Below are 22,465 nucleotides of genomic sequence, written 5' to 3' on the forward strand. Positions count from 1 at the left end.
TGTCGCCGTGTCGCCGTATGCCCGCACCCCCGTACGCCCGCGTCGCCAGGCCGCCGCCGGAAGAGGAACGCCCATGACCGTGCCCCTGCCCGGGCCGCCGCCCGTACCGCCGCCACCGCCGCTGCCGCCTCCCCCGGTGCCGGCGCTGGTGATCGGTGAGGCGCTGACCGACGTCCTGACCGGTGCGGGCGGGGAGCGGCGGGAACATCCCGGCGGCAGTCCGGCGAACGTCGCGCTCGGGCTGGGCCGGCTCGGCCACCCGGTGCGGCTCGCCACCCGGATCGGGCGCGACCGCACCGGGACGGTGCTGCGGGAGTGGCTGGAGCGCGGGGGCATCGAGCTGCTGCCCGGGTCCGTCGGCGACGCCCCGACGTCGACGGCCACCGCCCGGCTGCGCGCGGACGGCAGCGTCGGCTACGCGTTCGACCTGGTCTGGGACCTCGCGCCGGCGACGGTCGCGGCCTTGCGCGCCGGTCCGCCCTCCCACCTGCACATCGGCTCGATCGCGGCCGCGCTGCCGCCGGGCGCCGACCTGGTGCTGGCCGCGGCCGAGCAGTCCCGGGCGCGGGCCACCGTCTCCTACGACCCCAACATCCGCCCGGCCCTGCTGGGCGACCGCGCCCGCGAGCGCGCCCGGGTGGAGCACCTGGTCGAGGTGAGCGACGTGGTGAAGGCCAGCGACGAGGACCTCGGCTGGCTCTACCCGGACCAGGACCCCGACACCGCGGCCGCCGGCTGGGCCCGGCGCGGCCCCGCCCTGGTGGTGCTCACCCGCGGCGCCCGCGGCGCCCGCGCCTGGTGGCGGCACGGGCACCTCGACGTCCCGGCGCCGCCGATCCGCGTGATGGACACCGTCGGCGCGGGTGACTCGTTCATGTCCGCGCTGGTCAGCGGCCTGCTGCGGCGGGACCTGCTCGGCGCCGGCGGCCCGTCCGCGACCGCCGCGACCCGCGCCCGGCTGCACGACGCCACCGGCACCGGCACCCTGACGCCCGAGGTGGCCGGGGCGCTGCGGTACGCGGTACGGGCCGCCGGTATCACCTGCTCCCGGCCCGGGGCCGCCCCGCCGACCTACGAGGAACTGGACCGCCCGCCCGCCTGACCGGCCGCGCTTCTGCCCGGAAGTTCCGGCAACGGCGTCCCGCTCACCCGAAGTGGACCACGATCCGGCCCTGGTTGGACGGGTCGGTCTCGAAACTCCGGTACAGCCGCTTCAGATGGGGCTGCCGCAGTGTCGCCAGCACCCGGGACCTGAGCTTTCCCGAGCCCTTGCCCGCGATGATCTCCACCCGGTCCGCCTTCGTGGCCGCGGCCCGGAAGATGATCTCCCGTACCGCCCGGTCGATGTCGCGGTCGCTCCGGAAGAGCGGATGCAGGTCGAGTGTGAGCGTCATCGGTGCCTGTGCCTTCCCTGCGGGCGGCACCGCTCGGTACGGCGCGGCCATGAGCACCGTACCCCCGGCCGGGAAACGTGCGGTACTCCCGGCCGGGAAACCCCGTGGCGGACCGGGGACGGCTGCGGCTACGGTCACGCGGTGACCACTCGTACGTTCCGTATCACCGTCCGCGGCGTCTTCGACGGGCTCAGCGCCGAGCAGCGCGCGGAGTTGCTGGCGCACGCACCCGAGCACGACGTCCTGCGCGCGGCCTTCACCCCCGAAGGGCACCTCAGCTACGACCTCGCGGCGCGCTCCGCGTTCACCTTCCGGTTCACGGATTCCGGGGAGGCCGAGGAGGACATCGTGGCGGCGACCGCCCGTGCGGAGGCCGCCGCGCGCGCCTGGCTCGACGAGCGCGGCTACGGCTACGCGAAGCTGCGCGCCCAGGCCGAGGACCTCTCCCAGGCGCCCCTGGGCAAGCGGCAGCGGCGCGAGGCGGCCAGGAAGCCGGCGTAGGGCCTCCCGGCGGGTCAGGCGAAGGGTCCGGCCGCGGACGGGCCTCGGGTCAGGCGCGGCCACGGGCCCGGCGGGCCCGGGTCCGGCGAACGCGGGTCCGGCGGGTCCGGCTCGGGCGAGCGCGGGGCCGGCGAACGCGGGTCCGGGTCCGGCGGGTCCGGCTCGGGCGAACGCGGGTCCGGCAAACGCGGGTCCGGCCAGCGCGGGTCCGGGTCCGGCGAGCGCGGGTCTGGCGAACGCGGGTAGGCGGCGGTGGCACTGCGGTCACCGTCGGCCACGGCCCGTCACGGCGCCGGGTAGATGTCCCCCGCGGCCATCATGCTCTCCTGCTCGCAGTCGAACTCCATCTGCTTGACCCGCTGTTGGAGCCGCCTGCGCTCCTTCGGGTCGCCGCTGCGCTCCGCGTCCGTCTCCAGCGCGAACGCCTCCTCGCGCATTTCCCTGACGTGCCGCTCGTTGGCCGGGCCGTTCTCGTTCATGTCGCGCCTCGCTCCGTGCGCCGAGAGCCGATACCTCCAGCCAAACAGCCCTCCCGCCCGGCCGCCACCGGGAGCGGCCCCGGCCCGGCCCCCGGCCATGGCCCCGGCCCGTGCGCCGCTCGCGACATGCGCCGGGCGGATGCCGCCCACTACGTTCGTCCCGTACGAGCGCGTCCGCTCCGACCGACAGGGAGACCATGTCCGGCACCGACGACTTCAACGCCCACACCATCGCCGAGTTCCGCGCCAACGACGGCCAGGTCGGCGGGAACTTCGCCGGCGTGCCCCTGCTGCTTCTGCACACCGTCGGCGCGCGCAGCGGCCGGCCCAGGGTCAACCCGATGACGTACCTGGCCGACGGCGAGCGCTACCTGGTCTTCGCCTCCAAGGCCGGCGCGGACCGCCATCCCGACTGGTACTGGAATCTCCGCGCCCGGCCGCACGCCCGGATCGAGGTCGGCGACCAGGTGCTCGACGTGGAGGTGAAGGAACTGGCCGGGGCCGAGCGCGACGAGCAGTACCGCCGCCAGGCCGATCGCAACCCGGTCTTCACCGAGTACCAGAACCGCACCACCCGCACGATCCCCGTGATCGCCCTGACCCCGGTCGGCCCCGCGCCCGCGAGCGACGCGGAGGACACCCAGGGCGCGGGCGGGCAGGGCTGACCGTCCGCACCGCCGAGTCGCCGGCCGCGGGCCCCGATCACGTCACCGCCCGCGGCCGCCGGGGTTGAGCCGGACCGTCCGGATTTCAAAGACGTTTCAACCAGCCGGGGTTCACCGGCCCTCGCACGTGTCTTGACTGCCGCTGTATACGGCCCTAGGTTGTGGCGCGTTCGCATTGAAACGTTACAGTCCGGCAGTGGCTGACGTCGTGCGAGGAGCACCCGGGAGGACCAGGCATGCCCCGTTCCCACGACCACCGGCCGGGCCGGACGCCGATCCGCCGACGGCTGCCCCTCGGGGTCGCGGGCGTGGCGGCCGCGCTGCTGCTCACCGTGACCGCGGGGCAGGTCCCCGCCGCCGCGGGCGGGGCGGCCGGCGCCGGCGCCGGCTGTCCCTGGGTGGGTTCGAGCGCCTCGCCCGCGCAGCGCGCCGCGCAGGTGCTCGCGCGGATGACGGTCGACGAGAAGCTGTCGATGACCCACGGCAGCGGGCTGCCCGGCTACGCGGGGGTGGTGGCCCCCGTTCCGCGGCTGTGCGTGCCGGCCCTGAACCTCAACGACGGCGGCGCCGGCGTGGTGATGGGCGGCACCACCGCGCTGCCGGCACCGGTGGCCGCCGCGGCCAGCTGGGACCCGGCGGCGGAGCGGTCGTACGGGCAGGTGGTCGGGGCCGAGGCGAAGACCAAGGGCATCAGCGTCGACCTCGGTCCCGACACCAACCTGGAGCGCGATCCGCGCGGCGGGCGGGTCTTCGAGATGGCGGGCGAGGACCCCTACCTGTCCGGGGCGATGACCACGCAGTACGTGAAGGGCGTGCAGTCCAAGGGCGTGATGGCCGACATCAAGCACCTCGTCGCCAACGACACCGAGCAGAACCGCAACAACGGCAACGCGATCGTCGACGAGCGCACGCTCCACGAGATCTACTACCCGGCGTTCGAGCAGGCCGTGCAGGAGGGCGGCGCGGCCTCGATCATGGCCGCGACCAGCCTGGTCAACGGCGTGCACGCCAACGAGAACGCCACCTTGCTGAAGGACACCGCCAAGCAGGACTGGGGCTTCGACGGTTTCGTGGTCACCGACTGGGACGGCGCGCGCAGCACCGTGCAGGCCGCCAACGCCGAGCTGGACCTCAACATGCCCGCCCCCGGCAACTTCGGGCAGCCGCTGTCGGACGCCGTCCGCTCCGGCCAGGTCAGCATGGCCGTGCTCAACGACAAGGTGGCCCGGCTGCTCACCGAGGAGTTCGCCTACGGCCTGTTCGACTCCACCGCGGGCTCCCCCGGTGCCACCGCCACGACACCCGCACACGTCGCCACCGCGCGGGACATCGCGGCGGAGGGCACCGTACTGATGAAGAACAAGGGCGGGCTGCTGCCGCTGAAGACCTCCGCCACCCCGTCGATCGCGGTGATCGGAGCGGCCGCCAAGGACTCCGCGATCACCGGGGGCGGCGGCAGCTCGCACGTGCCGGTCGACCCGTCGTCGGTGGTCACCGTCGCGGACGGCATCGCGGCGCGGGCGGGCTCCTCGGTCCGGGTGGACACGGTCGGCTCCTGGACGGGGGCGGCCTCCTCCTCCGCCAGCGGCTCCGACCAGCCGGCCAACATGTTCGACGGCGACCTCGGCACCCGCTGGTCCAGCGGCACACCGATGGCCGGCGGCCAGTGGGTCAGCGCCGACATGGGCGGCTCGCACCCGATCGACCGGATCACCATGGACGCCGGCAACGGCACGGACTACGCCCGCGGTTACCAGGTCTACCTCTCCGCCGACGGCAAGGACTGGGGCGCCCCGGTCGCCGAGGGGACCGGCACCGGCCGGCGGGTCACCGCGACGTTCGCCGCCCGGCAGGCGCGGTACGTCAGGATCGTGCAGACCGGGTCGGCGAGCAGCTGGTGGTCGATCGCCGAGCTGACCGCGTACACCTCCGACGGCAGCGGCGGGCAGACCGCCGTGGGGCGCTCGGGCGTCCGCGTGCCGGGGGTGACCGACAAGCTGCCGACCGTCCCCTCGGCGCGCTTCAGCACCGCCGGCGGCCAGCAGGGCCTGACCGCCAGCTACTACAACAACCTCGACCTGTCCGGCGCCCCCGCGCTCACCCGGGTCGAGCCGGACATCGACGACCACTACACGGCCGCACCGGGGCCGGGCGTCAACCCGGCCGGTTTCTCGGTGCGTTGGACCGGCTTCCTGACCGCGCCGGTCACCGGCACGTACACCTTCTCGATGGCCGACACCGGCGGGGTCAGGATGACCGTCGGCGGCCAGCCGGTCTTCCAGGACTGGGCGCAGTACGGTCCCGGGGTCTCCGCGATCCACCTCAAGGGCGGGGTGCGGACGCCGATCACGGTGGAGAACTACCAGCCGGTGAACGGCCCGAGCGGGCCGGTGGCCGGCACCCCGACCACACCGCCCGGCAACGGCTCCGTCACGCTCGGCTGGCAGGTGCCCGACACCTCCGCGATCGCGGCCGCGGCGGCCGCCGCCAAGCAGGACAGCGTCGCGGTGGTGGTCGTGAGCGACGACGAGAGCGAGGACGGCGACCGGCAGAACCTGACGCTGCCCGGCGCGCAGGACGACCTGGTCGCGGCGGTCGCCGCCGCCAACCCGCACACCGTCGTGGTGCTGAACACCGGTGCCCCGGTGCTGATGCCGTGGCTCGGCTCGGTCGACGGCGTGCTGGAGTCCTGGTACGGCGGGCAGCAGAACGGCGCGGCGCTGGCGTCCGTGCTGTTCGGCGACGTCGACCCGTCAGGCAAGCTGCCGCAGACCTGGCCGGCGAGCATGTCCCAGCTGCCGACCGCCGACCCGTCCCGCTACCCGGGCACCGTCGACGTGGCGACCAACACCACCGACTACCACTACAGCGAGGGCCTGGACGTCGGCTACCGCTGGTACGACGCCCACCACCTGACGCCGCTCTTCCCGTTCGGCTACGGCCTGACGTACTCGTCGTTCTCCTTCGGCGGGCTCAGCGTCTCGCCGGGCGCGGCCGACGCGGCGGGGCCGGTGAGGGTCTCGGCGACGGTCCGGAACACCGGCAGCCGTACGGCCTCGGAGGTGGCGCAGCTCTACGTCAGCGACCCGGCCGGCGCCGGCGAACCGCCCAAGCAGCTCAAGGGCTTCCAGCGGGTGACGCTGCGGCCCGGCCGGTCCCAGCGGGTCACCTTCACGATCGACCCGTCCGACCTGCGCACCTGGGACGACGCCACGCACGCGTGGAAGACGAACGACGGCACCTACCGGATGTACGTGGGCGACTCCTCCCGCGACCTGCCGCTGAGCGGCAGTTACACGCTGCGCCGCTCCACCGGCGCCCGCGCGGTGACCGCGCAGGCTCCGGCGACCCTCGACCCGGCGCACGGCGGCGTGGTGACCACCACGCTCACCGCCGGCGGCACCCAGACCCTCGGCCACGTCAGGCTCGGCCTCGACGTGCCGGCCGGCTGGACCGCGAAGGCGCGCACCACCGCGGAGTTCCGCAGCGTGAAGCCCGGCACCCGGCTCACCACCTCGTGGCTGGTGACCCCCGCGGCGGGCGCGCAGGACCGGCTGTGGCGGCTGACCGCCGAGGCGTCCGCGGACGGCGGCTACCGCGCGCGCGGCGGGCTGCAGGTCACGGTCGGCCCGCTGGTGGCGGCGACGCTCTCCTCGACGACGAAACTCGCCCGGACCGGCGGCAGTTACCCGGCCACGCTGACGCTGCGCAACACCGCCGACCAGCGCGTGTCGGTGAGCGTGGGGACCGATGCGCCGGCCGAGGTGAGCGTCGATCCGGCGACGACGTCGGTGGTGCTCGCGCCCCGGGCGTCGGTGACGAAGCAGCTGACCGTCAGCGTGGGGAACGACGCGGCGTCCGCCTCGATCGACCTCACCGGCACGGTCACCGCGGCCGGGCAGGACCACCCGCTCCAGGGCGGCTCCCTCGACCTGCCGCTGCTGTTCGACTCGCTCGCCGCCGCCTACGACAACACCGCGGTCAGCGACGACGCCGCGCCGCAGTCCGCGAACTTCGACGGCTCCGGCTACAGCTACTCCGCCCAGTCGCTCGCCGGTGCCGGCCTGACCCCCGGGCAACCGGTCCCGCACGGCACGGCGGCCCTCACCTGGCCGTCCGCCGCGGCCGGCCACCCCGACAACGTGGTCGCCGCCGGGCAGAACATCGCGGTGAGCGGGAGCGGTACGCAGCTGTGGTTCCTCGGCGCGGCGAACAACGGCAGCGGCTCGGGCACCGGCACGCTCACCTACACCGACGGCAGCACCGCGCCCTTCACCCTGGGCCTGACCAACTGGACGCCGAGCACCCCGCTGCCCGGTGACGACCTGGTCGCCACCGCGCCGACCTGGAACCGCCCGGCCGGCAGCGGCTACCCGGCCGCCACGGCGGTGAGCGTCTACGCGACGAAGGTCCCGCTGGCCGCCGGCAAGACCCTCGCCTACGTCACCTTGCCCGCCACCGTCACCGGCGACCAGGCCGGCACCCGGCTGCACGTCTTCGACATCGCCGTCGAGTAGCCCGCGCCACCGCCGCACCCGCAGCCCCACCTCGCCCGTACCCGTACCCGTACCCGTACCCGTACCCGTACCGATATCCGCACCCGCACCTCCTCGCACCTCGCCCCCCACCGGATCACCCGTCAGGAGCGTGAGTTGAAAAGGATCATGTCAGCGGTCGTCCTCCCGGTCGCCGCGCTGGTCGCCGTCATGGCACCACCGGCAGCGGCGGCCGGTCCGGCCGGCGCCCCGCACTACGCGAGTCTCGCCGCCGCGTTCGACAACACCGGTATCAGCGCGGCCGCCGCGCCCGCCTCGGCGGATCTCGACGGCCTGGGCAACAGCTTCGTCGCCGAGGACCTGGCGGCGGCCGGCTGGGGTCCCGGCGCCGCCGTCACCGTCGGCGGGACCCGGCTCACCATGCCGGACACCGCCCCCGGCCGGCCCGACAACGTCATCGCCGACGGTCAGCGCATCGCCCTGCACGGCGCCGGATCGGCGCTGACGTTCCTGGTCACCGGCACGGCCGCGGACGCGGCCGGCGCCGGCACGATCAGCTACGCCGACGGCAGCAGGCAGAGCTACCGGTTGAACGCGCCGGACTGGTACAGCGGGCCGAGCGACGCCATGGCGGTGCGCACCTCGCGCCGCAACACCCCGGCGGGCCCGACCGCGTTGGACGTGAAGCTCTACGCGGTGTCGGTGCCGCTCGACGCCCGCAGGCGGCCGGCCGCGGTGACGCTGCCTACGGTCGCGGGGGCGGGCGGCGCCGCGGCGCCCGAACTGCACGTGTTCGCGCTCGGGTTGCGGCCGGTGCCGGCCGGGTGGACCGCCACCTGGTCCGCGGCCGTCGACGACGGCCTGGCGCCGTACGTGTGGACCGACCGCACCCTGCGGATGGTGGAGCACACCAGCGTGGGCGGCAACCGGGTGCGGATCAGGCTCGACAACGCCTTCGGGCCCAAACCGCTGACGGTGGGCCACGCCACGATCGCGGTGCGCGCGTCCGGCGCGGTGCCGGCCGCCACCCCCGTCACGCTCACCTTCGGCGGCAGGCAGACGGTCACGATGCCGGCCGGCGGGCAGGCGTACAGCGACCCGCTGCCCTTCGCCGTGCCCGCCGACAGCGACCTGCTGGTCAGCCTCTACCTGCCGGGCACCGTCCAGTTCGCCCCGACGCACAGCCTGGGCCTGCAGGACATGTACTCGACCGACGACGGCGGCACCGACGACGCGGCCGACGGCGCCGACTTCCCCGTGCACAACCTCTTCGACTTCTGGACGGTGCTGTCCGGCATCGAGGTCACCGGCCCCTCGCACCGCACCGTCGTCGCCCTCGGCGACTCGATCACCGACGGCTACACGTCCACGGTCAACGGCAACCAGCGCTGGCCGAACTACCTCGCGCGGCGCCTGCTCGCCAAGGACGGCCCGAAGGCACCGGCCGTCGCCGACGAGGGGATCAGCGGCAACAAGGTGCTCACCGACCTGTTCAACGGCCTGCCGAACACCGGCACCGGGGGCGTCAAGGCGACCGCCCGGCTCGACCGCGACGTCCTCAGCCAGGCCGGTGTGCGCACCGTCGTCGTCCTGGAGGGCATCAACGACGTCGACTCCGACGCCTCGGCCGCCGACGTGATCGCCGGCCTGAAGCAGGTCGCCGCGACGCTGCACGCGTACGGGCTGCGGGTCGTGGTCGGCACCCTCACGCCGACCGGGGGCTGCGGCTGCACCACCCCGAGCCGGGCGGCGGCGCGCGACGGCATCAACGACTTCATCCGCCACAACGACGGCGCCTTCGACGCGTGGGTCGACTTCGACGCCGCCGTCCGCAACCCGGCCGACCCGGAGACGATGCTCCCGCAGTACGACTCCGGCGACCATCTGCACCCCAACGGAGCGGGCTACCAGGCCATGGCGGACGCCATCGACCTCAACAGCCTCTGAGCGACGACCCGTTCGCACCACGCGCCCCACACCACGCGCTTCACGTCGCGTCGCACGTCGCGTCGCAACGGGCACGGGGCGCCCCCACCACACCGGCGGGGGCGCCCCGTTCGTACAGGTCAGAGGCACCGCCGACGACCGGGCGCGGGAGCCTCGGCCCGAACCGGGCGCCCGCTCCCGCCCGGTATCGACTTGACCTGTACATGGCATTCTTTTGGTCCTACGATGACCCCGCATCACGCGAGAGCGCTCTCTCGCTCGCTTCGGTCTCACTCCCCCCGGACGGAAGAAGAAGTGTCATGAGACGCAGAATCGGCACGATAGTGGGCCTGTCCGCCCTGCTCGTCGCGACCGCCCTCACCGGCGCCGGTGCCATGACGGCCGACGCCGCCCCGGCCGCCGGCGCCCGCGCGGACGCCTCCGACGCCGTACTGACGGCGATGGTCCACGACCTGGGCCTCACCCCGGCCCAGGCCCACCAGCGGCTGCGGCAGCAGGCCGCCGCGACCACCCTCAGCCCCAAGGCACGGAAGGCCGCGGGGAGTTCGTACGGCGGTTCGTGGTTCGACCAGGCCGACGGGAAGCTCGTGGTCGCCGTCACCGACGCGCACGCGGCGTCGGCCGTCGCGAAGACCGGCGCCACCACCAAGGTCGTCACCCGCACCGCCAAGCAGCTCGACGCGGCGAAGTCCGCGATCGACACGCTGGCCAGGCAGCACAAGGCCCCGGCGGGGGTGAGCAGTTGGGGCGTGGACCTGCGGTCCAACCAGGTCGTGATCGACGTGCGCGCCGACCAGGCGCAGGACGCGGCGGTGCGCGCGTTCGTCGCCAAGGCCGAGCGGGGCGACAGCGCGCGGGCCGTCACGGTACGGACCACGGCCGCCGCGGCTCCGACAACGCTGTCAGCGGGCACGGTCGGCGGCGACCCCTTCACCAGCCACGGCATCCGCTGCTCGATCGGCTTCTCGGTGATCGGCGGGTTCGTCACCGCGGGCCACTGCTCCCAGCAGGGCGCGGCGGTCTACGGCTGGGACGGCTCCTACGTCGGCAACTTCCAGGCCGGCACCTTCCCGGGCAACGACTACTCCTGGGTCAACGTCGGCAGCGGCTGGTGGACGGTGAACGTCGTGCTCGGCTGGGGCACGGTCTCCGACGTGCTGGTGCACGGCTCCAACGTGGCCCCGGTCGGCTCCTCGGTGTGCCGTTCGGGCTCCACCACGCACTGGCACTGCGGGACGATCCTCGGCACGAACGAGACGGTCAACTACAGCGAGGGCAGCGTCTACGGGCTCACCGAGACCAACGTCTGCGCCGAACCGGGCGACTCCGGCGGCTCGTTCATCAGCGGCGACCAGGCCCAGGGGGTGACCTCCGGCGGCTACGGCGACTGCACCTCCGGGGGTGAGACCTGGTTCCAGCCGGTCAACCCGATCCTGTCCGCGTACGGTCTGACCCTCCAGACCAGCTGACTGCGGCACCGCCCGCACCGGTTGCACTGCCCGCACCACCTGCACCACCTCAGGCCCGCCCCGGGCCCCCATACCCCCGGGGCGGGCCGTCGGCGCCCATCGCCGGGGGTCGCGCGGCTTCCATTGCCCGGGTGCGGCTCCATTGCCCTTGTGCGGCGCCTACCGCACGGGGGCCTCGCACAGCGCCGCGGCGAGCGCGACCTCCGTGCCGGCCAGACCGACCGAGCAGAAGACCGTGATCTGGTCCGGGCCGGTACGGCCGGTCGCCGCGCGGGCCAGCACCGCGCCGAGCTCCACCATCCGGTCGGTGGGAAACAGGTGCGCCTCGGCGTAACCGCCCGCCTGGGCAAGGGAGTCCGTGAGGACCACCTCGGCGCGGTCCACCAGCGACGCGGGCAGTTCGTGCCGGGAGACGGTCTTGGGGCCGACCGTGGTCACATGCGTGCCCGGCGCGATCCAGTCGGCCTCCAGCACGGGCACCGCGCTGGAGGTCGCCACGATCACCACCTCGTGCTCGCGTACCGCGTCCTCGACCCGGGCCACCGCGCGGACGGCGACGCCGAGTTCAGCGGTGGCGCGGCGGGCGAACTCCTCGGCGCGTCGCAGGTCGCGGGCCGCCACGGTGACGGCTTCGAGCGGGCGGACCGCGCGGACCGCCCACAGTTGCGCCCACGCCTGCGTGCCCGTGCCGACCAGTCCGACCCGAACAGGTCCGGGCCCGGCCGCCGCGTCCACCGCGAGGGCGCCGATCGCCCCGGTCCGCCGCGCGCCGAGTTCCGCGCCGTGCACGAGGGCGCGCAGCGTGCCGTCCGCGGCATCCCACACGGCGACCAACTGCTCGGCCCCGGCGAACGTGTCGTACGCGCGGAAGCCGAACAGCCCCTGGGCGGGCAGGCACCCGGCGGTGAAGACCAGGTCCCCCGCGCCGAGGTCGGCGCGCACCCGCGGCGGCGCGCGGAGGGCGCCGTCATGGTGGGCCACCAGCGCCGACCGCATGACCCGGACGGTCGTCGCCGCGTCGAGCCGGTCGCGGACATCGTCGTCGTCGAACACCATGGGGGACACCGATCACGCCTTTCCGGAGGGCGGAGCGCCCGGCGAGCCGAGCCGAGCGCCGAGCCGGCGAGCCGGAGAGCCGACCCGGCGCACCACACTGTCGAATCCACGGCGGTCGGCGCATCCGCCGGACGACCGACGCCGCTCAGCCCTTGGTCGCAAGGCTGCCGGGCAGGCCGGTGGGGAGCGGACCGGGCCGGGTGCCCCGCGGGAACCCGTGGCCGGTCAGATGTGGGCGAAGCCGGAACCGGCCTCGTGGGCGGGCGGGGTGGTGGTGAGGCGGTCGACGGCCTTGGCGAGGGTGGCCAAGAGGGATTCGGCCAGGTCGCGGCTGAAGCCCTCGCGGACCACGATGCGCAGGACGGCGATCTCCTCGGCGTTGGGCGGCATGGTGTACGCGGGCACCTGCCAGCCGTCGCGGCGCAGTTCGTCGGAGACGTGGAAGACGGTGAACTTGCTCGGGTCGCCGAGTTTGAAGGAGACGACGGGGATGTCGGTGCCGTCGCTGATCACGTCGAAGGCGTCGAGCTTCGCGATGCCGTCGGCGAGGAAGTGCGCGGTGTCCCGCAGCCCTTCCATGACCTTGGTGTAGCCCTCCCGGCCGAGGCGTACAAAGTTGTAGTACTGGCCGACGACCTGGTTGCCGGGGCGGGAGAAGTTGAGGGTGAAGGTCGGCATGTCGCCGCCCAGGTAGTTCACGTGGAAGACGAGGTCCTCGGGCAGGTCCTCGGCGGAGCGCCAGACGACGAACCCTATGCCCGGGTAGGTGAGGCCGTACTTGTGGCCGGAGACGTTGATCGACTTCACCTGCGGGAGCCGGAAGTCCCATTCCAGGTCGGGGTGGAGGAAGGGGGCGACGAAGCCGCCCGACGCGGCGTCGACGTGGATCGCGATGTCCGTGTCGTGCTCGGCGTTGTAGGCCACGACCCGGTCGTGGATGTCCTTGATCGGCTCGAACTCGCCGGTGTGGGTGGTGCCCAGGATCGGCACGACGCCGATGGTGTTCTCGTCCACGTACGTCATGGTCTCGTCGGCGTCGACGGTGAACCGGTCGGCGGCCATGGGCACGTAGCGGGGCTCGACGTCCCAGTAGCGGCAGAACTTCTCCCACACCACCTGGACGTTGGAGCCCATCACCAGGTTCGGGCGGTCCGCGGGGAGCCCGGCCGCCTGGCGGCGCTGGCGCCACTTCCACTTCATGGCGAGACCGCCGAGCATGACCGCCTCGGAGGAGCCTATGGTCGACACGCCGATCGCGTCGCCCGAGGAGGGCGCGTGGAAGAGGTTCGCGACGATGTTGACGCAGCGGCGCTCGATCTCCGCGGTCTGCGGGTACTCGTCCTTGTCGATCATGTTCTTGTCGAACGTCTCGGCCATGAGCTTCTCGGCCTCGGGGTCCATCCACGTCGTCACGAACGTGGCCATGTTCAGCCGTGAACTTCCGTCCAGCAGGAGCTCGTCGTGGATCATGCGGTACGCCGCCTGGGGCGCCGTCTCCTGATCGGGCAGCCTGTTCTTCGGCACCTGTATGCACCCCAGGCGCGTGGTGTAGGCCGGGTCGATCAGCGCTTCGCTGCTGTCGTGACGGTGTACCACGATCACTCCCATGTCGACTGTCTGACGTCAGCGGCCCAGCATGCCAGCCCCGCCCAGGTGTTCGACGCCGGGACGCGCCGGTGCCGACCGGCCCACCGGCCAGGAGCCGTCCGGGTGATCGGTAGCGAGGACGTACTCGGGGCGGGGCAGCGCATGGGCGAGGTGCGGTTGCGCGGAAGGTGGTTGACCGGATTGCTTATAAGGCACACAATTATTGCTATGACTACAACTAATGTGGAGCCGCACTCCGGCGAGCCGGACGAGTCGGGCGGGCGGGTGCTGTTGATCGGCGCGTCCCGGGGGCTGGGGCTCGAGCTGGCCCGGGAGTGGGCTCGCGGCGGGCGGCAGGTCGTGGCGACCGTACGGGGGCCGGACCGGACCGAGTTGCACGACCTCGCCGAGGGTTCCGGGGGGCGGATCGAGATCGAGACGGTCGACGTCACCGAGCCGGCGCGGATCGCGGCGCTGCACGAGCGGCTGGCGGACCGGCGGTTCGACCTGCTCTTCGTGAACGCGGGGGTCACCAACCAGCCGGAGGGGACGGTGGCGCAGACCGAGACCGACGAGTTCAACCGGGTCATGGTCACCAACGCGCTGGGCCCGATGCGCGTCATCGAGGCGCTCCAGGACCACGTCGAGCCCGACGGCACGATCGGGGTGATGTCGTCGGGCCAGGGCAGCGTGGCCAACAACGAGCGCGGCGGCCACGAGGTGTACCGCGGCAGCAAGGCCGCGCTCAACACGTTCATGCGCAGCTACGCGGCACGGCACGCCGGCGAGCGGCGGACCCTGGTGCTGATGGCCCCCGGCTGGGTGCGGATCGGGGTCGGCGGCCCGGACGGCCGGCTCAGCGTCGACGAGAGCATCCCGAACGTCGTCAGGACGCTCGACTCCCTCCAGGGCACGCCCGGCCTGCACTACGTCGACTACCTCGGCCGTACGGTGGCGTGGTGAACCCGGCACCACAGCAGGCCGGGCACACCGCGCGGCGGCTCGGGCCGCCACGGCACTGAAGGACGCGGGAGACACGACCGATGGCAGGCTCCTCGATACGATCCACCGACCCCGGCCGGCAGGCCTGGGCCCTGATGCAGCGCTTCGTCGAGGCCCACAACCGCCACGGCGAGCTCGCAGAAGCGCTCGGCTTCCGGCTCGGCGGCGGTCGCGGCAAGATCCTCTTCCAGCTCCGCGAGGGACCGCGCACCCTCAGCCAGCTCGCCGCGGCCAACGGCGTCGACGCCCCCTACGCGACGCTCATCGTCGACAAGTTGGAGGCCCACGGCCTCGTCGAGCGCCGCCCGCACCCCGGCGACCGGCGCCGCAAACTCGTCACGCTCACGGCCGCCGGGCACGACGCGCTGGCCACCGCCGACGCCATCCTGCTGCGCCCACCCGCAGCCGTGGGCACCCTCCCCGCCGACGACCTACGGCAGCTCACCGAACTCCTCGCCCGCCTCCTCGCAGCCGACGCGACCCAGAGCGGGCAAGCCACCCCCGAGAAGTGACCCGGCCGAACCCGGGCCACGGGACGACCCACCACCTCGCTGCGGCACGAGCCGGCCCGGCGTACCGTTCGCGCCCCGCCGAAACGTCAACTCCCCCGCCGGGTTTCCGGGTTCGCGGGGGGCGTGGGGGAGGCTGCCGCGGCGATCACGTCGTCGAGTACGGCGCGGGAGCGGCGCAGGTCGTCGATCATCCGGTCGATGCGGTCGCGCTCCACCGTGAGGTCGGCGACCAGTTGGGTTCCGGCGGACTCGCAGGGGCCGCCGTCCGCGTCCCGCATGCACGGGAGCAGCTGCACGATCTTGGCGCTGCACAGTCCGGCCGAGTAGAGCTGCTGGATGCGGACGACCCGGTCCACCGCGCTCTCGGCGTACTCGCGGTGCCCGCCGGGAGTGCGGTCCGCGCTGAGCAACCCCTGCTGCTCGTAGTACCGCAGGGACCGCTCACTGACCCCCGTGCACCTGGCCAGCTCACCGATCCGCATGACGTACCTCACACTCTTCCCGGTTGAATCTGACATTGATGCTAACTCCTAGCGTGGCCGCCATGACCGACACCCGAACGACGCCGAACCTCCTCGCGCCCGCCACCGTCGGCGGCCTCCGGCTCGCCAACCGCCTGGTGATGGCGCCGATGACCCGCAACCGGGCCACCGCCGAGGGCGTCCCGACCGCCCTCATGGCGACCTACTACGCCCAGCGCGCGACCGCGGGCCTGATCGTCGCCGAGGCCACCACCCCGAACGCCGTCGGCCGGACGTACCCGAACACCACCGGCGTCCACGACAGTGCGCAGGTGGCCGGGTGGCGCCGGGTCACCCAGGCGGTGCGCGCGGCCGGCGGCGGACCGATGTTCCTGCAGATCCAGCACGGCGGCCGGGTCGGCCACCCCGACACCAGCGGCCACACCCCGCTCGCGCCGTCGCCGATCGCGCTGCCCGAGCTCCTGCACACCCCCGCCGGGAAGCGACCCGCGCCGGTCCCCCGCGAGATGACGCCGCACGACATCGGCGCCACCGTGGCCGACTTCGCCGCCGCCGCCCGCAACGCCGTGGCCGCGGGCTTCGACGGCGTCGAGGTGCACAGCGCCAACGGCTACCTGCTGCACCAGTTCCTGTCCCCCAACACCAACCACCGCACCGACGCGTGGGGCGGCGGCGTGGCGAACCGTATCCGCTTCACCGTCGCGGTGACCGAGGCCGTCGCCGCCGCGATCGGCCCGCGGCGCACCGGGCTGCGGATCTCCCCCGGGCGCGCCGTCAACGGCATCGACGAGGGCGACGACACCGGCGCGCTGTACCCGGCGCTCGTCTCCGCCCTGGCCGGCCACGGCCTGGCCTACCTCCATGTCGGCTTCGCCGAACCCGGCTCCGCGGTCTACCGGGACATCCGCGAGCAGTGGCCGGGCGCGCTGATCGCCAACCCGCTCCTGCCCGCCGACCGGCTCCCCGCGGACGGCGGCCGGCACGCGGCCGAACTCCTGCTCGCCGCCGGCGCCGACCTCATCGCCCTCGGCCGCCCCTTCCTCGCCAACCCCGACCTGGTCGCGCGCCTCCGCACCGGCGCCCCCGTCAATCCGGTACGGGACCGGTACCTGATGTACGTGGGCGGGGCGACCGGCTACACCGACTACCCGTTCCACCCGCCCGTGGCGTGACACCGGTCCGTGCCGCAACACCGGTCCGGCACGCGGACGTTCGGGCACGGGGACGTTCGGGCACGCGGACTTTCGGGCACGCGGGCGCGCGGACGTTCGGGCGACCGCTCCCCCGGCGCCGCGAGGGACCGCGGGCTGACGCGGGAACGGCGGTCGCGTCCGGCATCATGCTGGGCATGACCGACTCCGAACCCGGCAGCACCCCAGGAACCGGCAGGGTGGCGCATCAGCGGGTGCCGATGACCGGCCGCGACCCCGAGCAGCACGGCCGGGTCTCCACCCCGCTGGAACTCCTGCTCGACCTGACGTTCGTGGTCGCCGTCGGCACCGCGGCCGAGCAGTTCGCCGAGATGCTCGCCGGGGGGCACGCCGCGCAGGCGGTCGCCGCGTTCGTGCTGGCGATGGTCGCGATCTGCATCGCGTGGATCAGCTTCAGCTGGTTCGCGTCCGCGTTCGGCACCGACGACTGGCTCTACCGGGCGCTGACCATGGTGCAGATGATCGGTGTCGTGGTGTTCGCGCTCGGCCTGCCGGCGATGTTCCACTCCGTCGAGGACGGCGGCCGCCTCGAACTGCGCGCGATGGTCGCCGGATACGTGGTGATGCGCGTCGCGATGGTGCTCCAGTGGTGGCGTGCGGCCCGCGACTCGCCGCCCTTCCACGACATCGGCATGGCCATGATCCGCTGGACGGTGACCGTCCAGGCCGCCTGGACGGTGATCGCGTTCACGCATCTGCCGCGCGCCGCCGTCTTCGCGGTCTTCGCCGTGCTGGCGGCGCTGGAGCTGATGCTGCCGGTGCTCGGCCAGGGCGGCGCCGGCAGCACGCCCTGGCACCCGCACCATGTCGCGGAGCGGTACAGCCTGTTCGCGATCATCACGCTGGGCGAGGGCGTGGTCGGCACCGTCGCGTCGTCCGGCGGTCTGCTCGGCGGCGCGGACGGCACGCACTGGACCGGCACCGCGGTGGCCGTCGTGGTCGCCGGCGTCGGGCTGACCTTCGGGATGTGGTGGGTGTACTTCGCCACCCCGTTCGGCGACATCCTGGTGCACCGCCGCAGCCGCGGCTACCTCTTCGGGTACGGGCACATCCCCGTCTTCCTCGGGATCGCCGGGGCGGGCGCCGGGCTGCACGTCGCCGGGCTGTACCTGGAGCGCCACTCGGAGCTGAGCTCGACCGCGGTGGTGCTGGCGCTGGCGCTGCCGGTCGGCGTGTACGTGCTGACGATCTACCTGCTGCACGCGCTGCTGCTATCCGCCCGGGACCGCTTCCACCTGCTGCTGATCTCCCTCACGCTGGTCGTCCTCGTCGTGGCGGCGGCCCTGGCCGCGGCCGGTGCCGCGCTGTCGGTGTGCCTGCTGGTGGTGATGCTCGCGCCGTTCGTGACGGTCGTCGGGTACGAGACGGTCGGCCACCGCCACCAGCGGCGGATGCTCGACGACCTCGCCCGGCGGGACGAGGTCTGAGGCGGTGCCGGGCGGAGGGCACCTTGAGGGCGCCGCCCGGTGCGCTCACGCCCCGTACGCACACGCCCCGTACGCACACGCCCCGTACGCACACGCCCGGTACGCTCACGCCCGGTCGGTGCGCGGGAAGACGTACTCGTCGAGGACGATGCCCAGCGCCACCGCCGCGGGGATCGCCACCAGCCCGCCGACGATGCCGAGCAGGCTCCCCCCGATCAGGACCGCGACGACGGTGACGACCGGGTGGACGTCCACCGCGAACTTCATCGCCCGCGGCATGATCAGGTAGTCCTCGGCGACGCGGAAGGCGATCGAGAACGCGGCGGTGGCCAGGGCCACGGGCAGGGACACCGACAGGGCGACCAGGCTGACCGCGACCCCGCCGACGGTCGAGCCGATCACCGGCACCATGTCCATGAGGGCGACGAAGAAGCCGAGGGCGGCGGGGTAGGGCACGCCGGTGGTCTCGCACCAGATGAAGGTGGCAGCGCCGGCGATCGCCGAGGTGGCGACGTTGCCCAGCATGAAGCGGCCGACCCGGCTGAGGATCTCCTCGCTCACCGACTCGGCCCTGGTCCGGCGGGTGCCGGGCACGAAGCGGTAGCAGAACCGTTTGATCGTCGGCAGGGCCACCATCACGTAGAGGGTGACGGTGATGACGATCGCGGTGGAGGCCACCGCGCTGACCACGAGCTGCCCGGCGCCGAGCACTCCCCCGGCGATCTCGGACGCGCCCCCGCCGGAGCCGAGTCGCTGCCGGACCTTCTCGATGACGTGGTAGTGCTCCTCCAGGCGGCCCAAGGTGGTGTGGTGGTCGTGCAGTTGGCTGCGCCAGCGCGGCACGTCGTCGGTGAGCGCGGTGATCGCGGCGCTGACCGGCGGGATCACCAGTGCCACGAAGCCCGCCAGGACCCCGGCGAGCCCGGCCGCCACCGCCGCCACCGACAGCCCCCGGCGCATCCCGCGCCGGCACAGCCACGCCACGACCGGTTCCAGGCTGACCGCGATGAAGACCGCGAGCAGCAGCAGCGTCAGCAGCTCGCTCATCCGCAGCACGGTCCGCACCAGCATCCAGGCGAGCACCGCGCCGAGACCGGTGCCGAAGCCGACGCCGAACCAGGAGCGGCGGACCGCCGGGAGGACCGCGCCCACACGCGGCCGGCGGGAGGAGGCGGAGGAAGCCGACGCCGTGGAGGAAGTGTCCGACGTGGAGGAGGCGCCGATCGCGGGAGCGGCCGGCGCCGGCGGCAGCGCGGTGTCGGCGGGCAGGTCGGTCATGGCAGGGGGCTCCCTCGCGACGGTGGACCGCACGGACCGGTGCGCGCGGGTGGTGCGGTGGCGCCGCCCGCGCGTCCACCCGTACCAACGGCGCCGGCGCCGCCGCGTCACCCGCTGCCGCCCGGTGCCCCCTGGTCGGCGGAACCGATGGGCGCCGATCGGGCGGCAGGGCCGCGAACGGTGCCGGCGGACAGGGCCACCGACCGGTGCCGGCGACCGGTGTCAGCCGCCGTCCGCCCGAGGGATCTCGTACAGCTCGCGGTAGGCGGGGAAGTCGCCGCCCGGCCCGCGCACGCCCTCCGCGGACAGCACCGCGTGCAGCACGGCGCGGGTGAGGACGTCGGCGCCCGCCGCGAGGACCGCGTCGAGGGCGCCCGCCGCCAGATGGACGCCGAAGGCCGGGTCCGTGGTCGCGAGGGCGTCCGGTGTCAGCAGCGGCCGCCGTCCGGTGGCCAGCGCGAAGACCGTGTCGCCGTCGGAGAGCAGGTGCACCGGGCGGACCGCGCGGGCCAGCCCGTCGTGGGCGGCGCCGGCGAGCTTCTGCGCCTGCGCGCGGGTCAGTACGGCGTCGGTGGCGACCACGGCGAGCGTGGTGTTCAGCGGCGGCCGCCGTGCCAAGGCGGCCAACCGCTGCCGGGCCCGGTCGTGGACGGCCGCGGGCAGCGGCGAGCCGTCGAGTCCGAACTCGTCGGCCCACCGCGGGAGGGCGCCCCACAGGGCGCCGGTGTCGGGATCGGCCACCGACCCGGAGGAGTTCACCGCGGCGAGCGCGGCCACCGTGGTCCCGGCGGGCAGGACGGTGCTCGCGGTGCCGACGCCGCCCTTGAGGCCGCCGGCGACCGCGCCGGTGCCGGCGCCGACGCAGCCCTGCGCGACCGGCGCGCCCTCAGGTGTCGCGGCGGCCGCCTCCACCGCCGCCCGGCCCATCGCCCGGTCCGGGCGGGCCGACCAGTCGCCGCCGCGGCCGAGGTCGAACAGCGCGGCGGCCGGCACCACCGGCACCACCTGGCCGGGGCCGCCGACGCGGAAGCCGCGCCCCTGCTCCTCCAGCCACGCCATCACCCCGCCGGCCGCGTCGAGGCCGTAGGCGCTGCCGCCGGTCAGCACGATCGCCTCGACGCTCTGGACGAGGTTGCGCGGGTCGAGCGCGTCGGTCTCGCGGGTGCCCGGGCCGCCGCCGCGCACGTCCACGGCGGTGACGGCGCCGCCCTCGGGGGCCAGCACCACGGTGGTGCCGGTGAGCCACCCGTCGCCGGCGCGCTGCGCGTGGCCGACCCGCAGGCCGGCGACGTCGGTGAGCGCGTTGACCGCGCCGTGCCGCTCGGCTCCGCCCGTGGTCATCGCCTCACCCGCTCGCATCGATCGCGCCGTCGCCCCGAGGGCGTGTCCACCGCTCACACCTCTCTCCGCTCACACCTTGCCATCCGTCTTCGGCTCCGGCGCGATACGGGCGCGGATCGCGGCCTCGACGGCGGCCGGGTCGTCCGGGGTGATGAACGGGCGGATGTGCTTGCCGACGTCGAGCAGCAGCCCCTCGCTCTTGCCCAGCCGGCCCGGGTCCAGGCTGGCCCATATCGTCGGTCTCGACGTGCCCCAGATCCGCGCCTGACCGCTGAACAGACCGAGGGTCACCCGCCGCACGTCGCGGATGTCGGCGTAGCGCACGGTCTTGGTGCCCCACGGGAAGTAGTAGCCGCGGATGCGCACGGCGTCCGGCGTGCAGCGAATCCAGCGGTCCCGGTAGATCTCCTGCGTGTCCATACGCATATCCTTCCCGCAGCCGTCGTGGACGCACCGCTTCCCCCCGGGATCGGGCGGGTCCGTGCGCGGAACTCGGGGCGCGCTGCGCGTTCTTGACTCGTACGTGCCCCAACTGCGCAGAAACGCGCGGTTGACACGGGGGAATCTGCGCGATTTACTCCCGGTCAAGCGCTGGAATACGAGTACCGGCGCCAGAGGTACGCCTAGCCGGTAAGCGGCCCGCAGTTGCGCCGCAAGCCCGGACAAAGTCGCCAGGACCACCGAGCAGGGTCCGAGGCGGGGACGTACCCTCCATCATCAGGAGCTCGATGATGCGCATCGACCGCGGTTCCGCTCTCCGACTCACCGCGCTTCCGGCGCTGTTGGCCGCCGCACTCGTCCCGTCGCTCGCGATGGACCAGGCCGGCGCGGCGTCCGAAGCGGTGTCACCGCCGCCGGCCCACGCCGGTTTCGACTACCAGATCGGCGGCGCGTACACCCCGCCCGCCGGGGTGAGCGTGGTCAGCCGCGACCACACCGACCCGCCCGCCGCCGGGCTGTACAACATCTGCTATGTCAACGCGTTCCAGGCGCAGCCCGGCGCCGAGGGCGACTGGGACTCCGACCTCCTGCTCCACGACGCCAAGGGAAAGGTCGTCTACGACGAGGACTGGGGCGAGGCGCTGCTCGACACCAGCACCGCGGACAAGCGGCAGCGGATCGCGGAGAAGGTCGACGGCTGGATCGACGACTGCGCGGCCAAGGGCTACCAGGCGATCGAGCCCGACAACTACGACAGCTACAGCCGCTCCGGCAAGCTGCTGACCTCCGCCGAGGCGGAGGCGTACATCACCCTGCTGTCCGCGCACGCGCACGCCGACGGCCTGGCCATCGCGCAGAAGAACACCTCCGAGCTGGCGGGCGACCGGGCGAAGACCGGACTGGACTTCGCGGTCGCGGAGGAGTGCGGGACGTACGACGAGTGCGGCGACTACACCGCCGCGTTCGGCGACCACGTCATCGTCATCGAGTACACCGCGAAGGGGCTGCAGAAGGCGTGCTCCGGCTGGGGCGACGAGTTGAGCGTCGTCCGCCGTGACCTGGACGTCTCTCCGGCCGGCAGCAAGGGCTACGTCCGCCAGACCTGCTGACGTCCGCGGCGGGCGGCACGCGTGCCGATGCCCCGGCGCCCGCACGCGTGCCGCCCGCCCGCCTCCTG

General features: G+C 73.8%; 19 protein-coding genes. 11 read left to right on the forward strand and 8 right to left on the reverse strand.

What is annotated here, in order from left to right; translation table 11 throughout:
- The first annotated feature begins 73 nt into the window (after window positions 1-73).
- Complete coding sequence (locus OG896_RS01375) at window positions 74-1,102, forward strand: carbohydrate kinase family protein (protein ID WP_329361565.1); 1,029 nt, start codon at window positions 74-76, stop codon at window positions 1,100-1,102.
- A gap of 43 nt (window positions 1,103-1,145) precedes the next feature.
- Here OG896_RS01375 and OG896_RS01380 read toward each other — a convergent pair whose 3' ends face one another.
- Window positions 1,146-1,394: a Smr/MutS family protein gene (locus tag OG896_RS01380; protein ID WP_329361567.1), complete on the reverse strand. Its 249-nt coding sequence runs from the start codon at window positions 1,392-1,394 to the stop codon at window positions 1,146-1,148.
- Window positions 1,395-1,535: 141 nt separating this feature from the next.
- Between OG896_RS01380 and OG896_RS01385 the strand changes: the two genes are divergently transcribed.
- Complete coding sequence (locus tag OG896_RS01385) at window positions 1,536-1,895, forward strand: DUF6204 family protein (RefSeq protein WP_329361569.1); 360 nt, start codon at window positions 1,536-1,538, stop codon at window positions 1,893-1,895.
- A 284-nt stretch (window positions 1,896-2,179) separates the two neighbouring features.
- Here OG896_RS01385 and OG896_RS01390 read toward each other — a convergent pair whose 3' ends face one another.
- Window positions 2,180-2,374 carry a DUF6381 family protein gene (locus tag OG896_RS01390; RefSeq protein WP_328473187.1) on the reverse strand — a complete coding sequence of 65 codons (195 nt, stop codon included), beginning with the start codon at window positions 2,372-2,374 and terminating at the stop codon, window positions 2,180-2,182.
- A 197-nt stretch (window positions 2,375-2,571) separates the two neighbouring features.
- On the opposite strand from OG896_RS01390, the gene OG896_RS01395 reads away from it, so the two are divergent.
- The 4 genes from OG896_RS01395 (at window position 2,572) to OG896_RS01410 (ending at window position 10,951) form a co-directional block, all read left to right on the forward strand.
- Complete coding sequence (locus tag OG896_RS01395) at window positions 2,572-3,039, forward strand: nitroreductase family deazaflavin-dependent oxidoreductase (RefSeq protein WP_329361571.1); 468 nt, start codon at window positions 2,572-2,574, stop codon at window positions 3,037-3,039.
- Window positions 3,040-3,275: 236 nt separating this feature from the next.
- Entirely contained in the window at window positions 3,276-7,556 is a 4,281-nt protein-coding gene (locus OG896_RS01400) for a glycoside hydrolase family 3 C-terminal domain-containing protein (protein ID WP_329361573.1), read from the forward strand.
- Window positions 7,557-7,703: 147 nt separating this feature from the next.
- Window positions 7,704-9,482 (forward strand): SGNH/GDSL hydrolase family protein, encoded by a 1,779-nt coding sequence (locus OG896_RS01405; RefSeq protein ID WP_329361575.1) that lies wholly within the window; start codon window positions 7,704-7,706, stop codon window positions 9,480-9,482.
- 299 nt (window positions 9,483-9,781) lie between these two features.
- Window positions 9,782-10,951, forward strand: coding sequence for a S1 family peptidase (locus OG896_RS01410; RefSeq protein WP_329361577.1), 1,170 nt, complete (start codon window positions 9,782-9,784; stop codon window positions 10,949-10,951).
- Window positions 10,952-11,110: 159 nt separating this feature from the next.
- On the opposite strand, the gene OG896_RS01415 is transcribed toward OG896_RS01410, so the two are convergent.
- Both OG896_RS01415 and OG896_RS01420 read right to left on the reverse strand, forming a co-directional pair.
- The gene (locus tag OG896_RS01415) at window positions 11,111-12,007 is read right to left on the reverse strand and encodes an ornithine cyclodeaminase family protein (protein ID WP_329373610.1); all 897 of its coding nucleotides are present in this window, start codon (window positions 12,005-12,007) and stop codon (window positions 11,111-11,113) included.
- Between the two features lie 225 nt (window positions 12,008-12,232).
- Complete coding sequence (locus OG896_RS01420; RefSeq protein WP_329361579.1) at window positions 12,233-13,603, reverse strand: glutamate decarboxylase; 1,371 nt, start codon at window positions 13,601-13,603, stop codon at window positions 12,233-12,235.
- 219 nt (window positions 13,604-13,822) lie between these two features.
- Between OG896_RS01420 and OG896_RS01425 the strand changes: the two genes are divergently transcribed.
- Window positions 13,823-14,557 (forward strand): SDR family oxidoreductase, encoded by a 735-nt coding sequence (locus tag OG896_RS01425; protein WP_329361580.1) that lies wholly within the window; start codon window positions 13,823-13,825, stop codon window positions 14,555-14,557.
- An 80-nt stretch (window positions 14,558-14,637) separates the two neighbouring features.
- Complete coding sequence (locus OG896_RS01430; protein ID WP_329361582.1) at window positions 14,638-15,108, forward strand: MarR family winged helix-turn-helix transcriptional regulator; 471 nt, start codon at window positions 14,638-14,640, stop codon at window positions 15,106-15,108.
- 86 nt (window positions 15,109-15,194) lie between these two features.
- Here the strand turns inward: OG896_RS01430 and OG896_RS01435 are convergent, their stop codons facing one another.
- A complete protein-coding gene (locus OG896_RS01435) occupies window positions 15,195-15,590 on the reverse strand; it encodes a MerR family transcriptional regulator (RefSeq protein WP_329361583.1) in 396 nt (131 codons plus the stop codon).
- A gap of 62 nt (window positions 15,591-15,652) precedes the next feature.
- Between OG896_RS01435 and OG896_RS01440 the strand changes: the two genes are divergently transcribed.
- Window positions 15,653-16,762 carry an oxidoreductase gene (locus OG896_RS01440; RefSeq protein ID WP_329361584.1) on the forward strand — a complete coding sequence of 370 codons (1,110 nt, stop codon included), beginning with the start codon at window positions 15,653-15,655 and terminating at the stop codon, window positions 16,760-16,762.
- Window positions 16,763-16,938: 176 nt separating this feature from the next.
- On the forward strand, window positions 16,939-18,228 hold the full coding sequence (locus OG896_RS01445) for a low temperature requirement protein A (RefSeq protein ID WP_329361586.1): 1,290 nt from the start codon (window positions 16,939-16,941) through the stop codon (window positions 18,226-18,228).
- A 105-nt stretch (window positions 18,229-18,333) separates the two neighbouring features.
- On the opposite strand, the gene OG896_RS01450 is transcribed toward OG896_RS01445, so the two are convergent.
- The 3 genes from OG896_RS01450 to OG896_RS01460 form a co-directional block, all read right to left on the reverse strand.
- The gene (locus OG896_RS01450) at window positions 18,334-19,506 is read right to left on the reverse strand and encodes an AI-2E family transporter (protein ID WP_329361588.1); all 1,173 of its coding nucleotides are present in this window, start codon (window positions 19,504-19,506) and stop codon (window positions 18,334-18,336) included.
- 222 nt (window positions 19,507-19,728) lie between these two features.
- Window positions 19,729-20,847, reverse strand: a complete 1,119-nt coding sequence (locus OG896_RS01455; RefSeq protein WP_329361590.1) for a P1 family peptidase — start codon at window positions 20,845-20,847, stop codon at window positions 19,729-19,731.
- A 69-nt stretch (window positions 20,848-20,916) separates the two neighbouring features.
- On the reverse strand, window positions 20,917-21,267 hold the full coding sequence (locus OG896_RS01460) for a hypothetical protein (RefSeq protein ID WP_329361592.1): 351 nt from the start codon (window positions 21,265-21,267) through the stop codon (window positions 20,917-20,919).
- Between the two features lie 308 nt (window positions 21,268-21,575).
- Here OG896_RS01460 and OG896_RS01465 point away from each other — a divergent pair, with 308 nt between their 5' ends.
- Complete coding sequence (locus tag OG896_RS01465; RefSeq protein ID WP_402445996.1) at window positions 21,576-22,397, forward strand: endo alpha-1,4 polygalactosaminidase; 822 nt, start codon at window positions 21,576-21,578, stop codon at window positions 22,395-22,397.
- Window positions 22,398-22,465 lie beyond the last annotated feature (68 nt).

Origin of the sequence: Streptomyces sp. NBC_00669, assembly GCF_036226785.1 — a bacterium.
GTDB lineage: Bacteria > Actinomycetota > Actinomycetes > Streptomycetales > Streptomycetaceae > Actinacidiphila.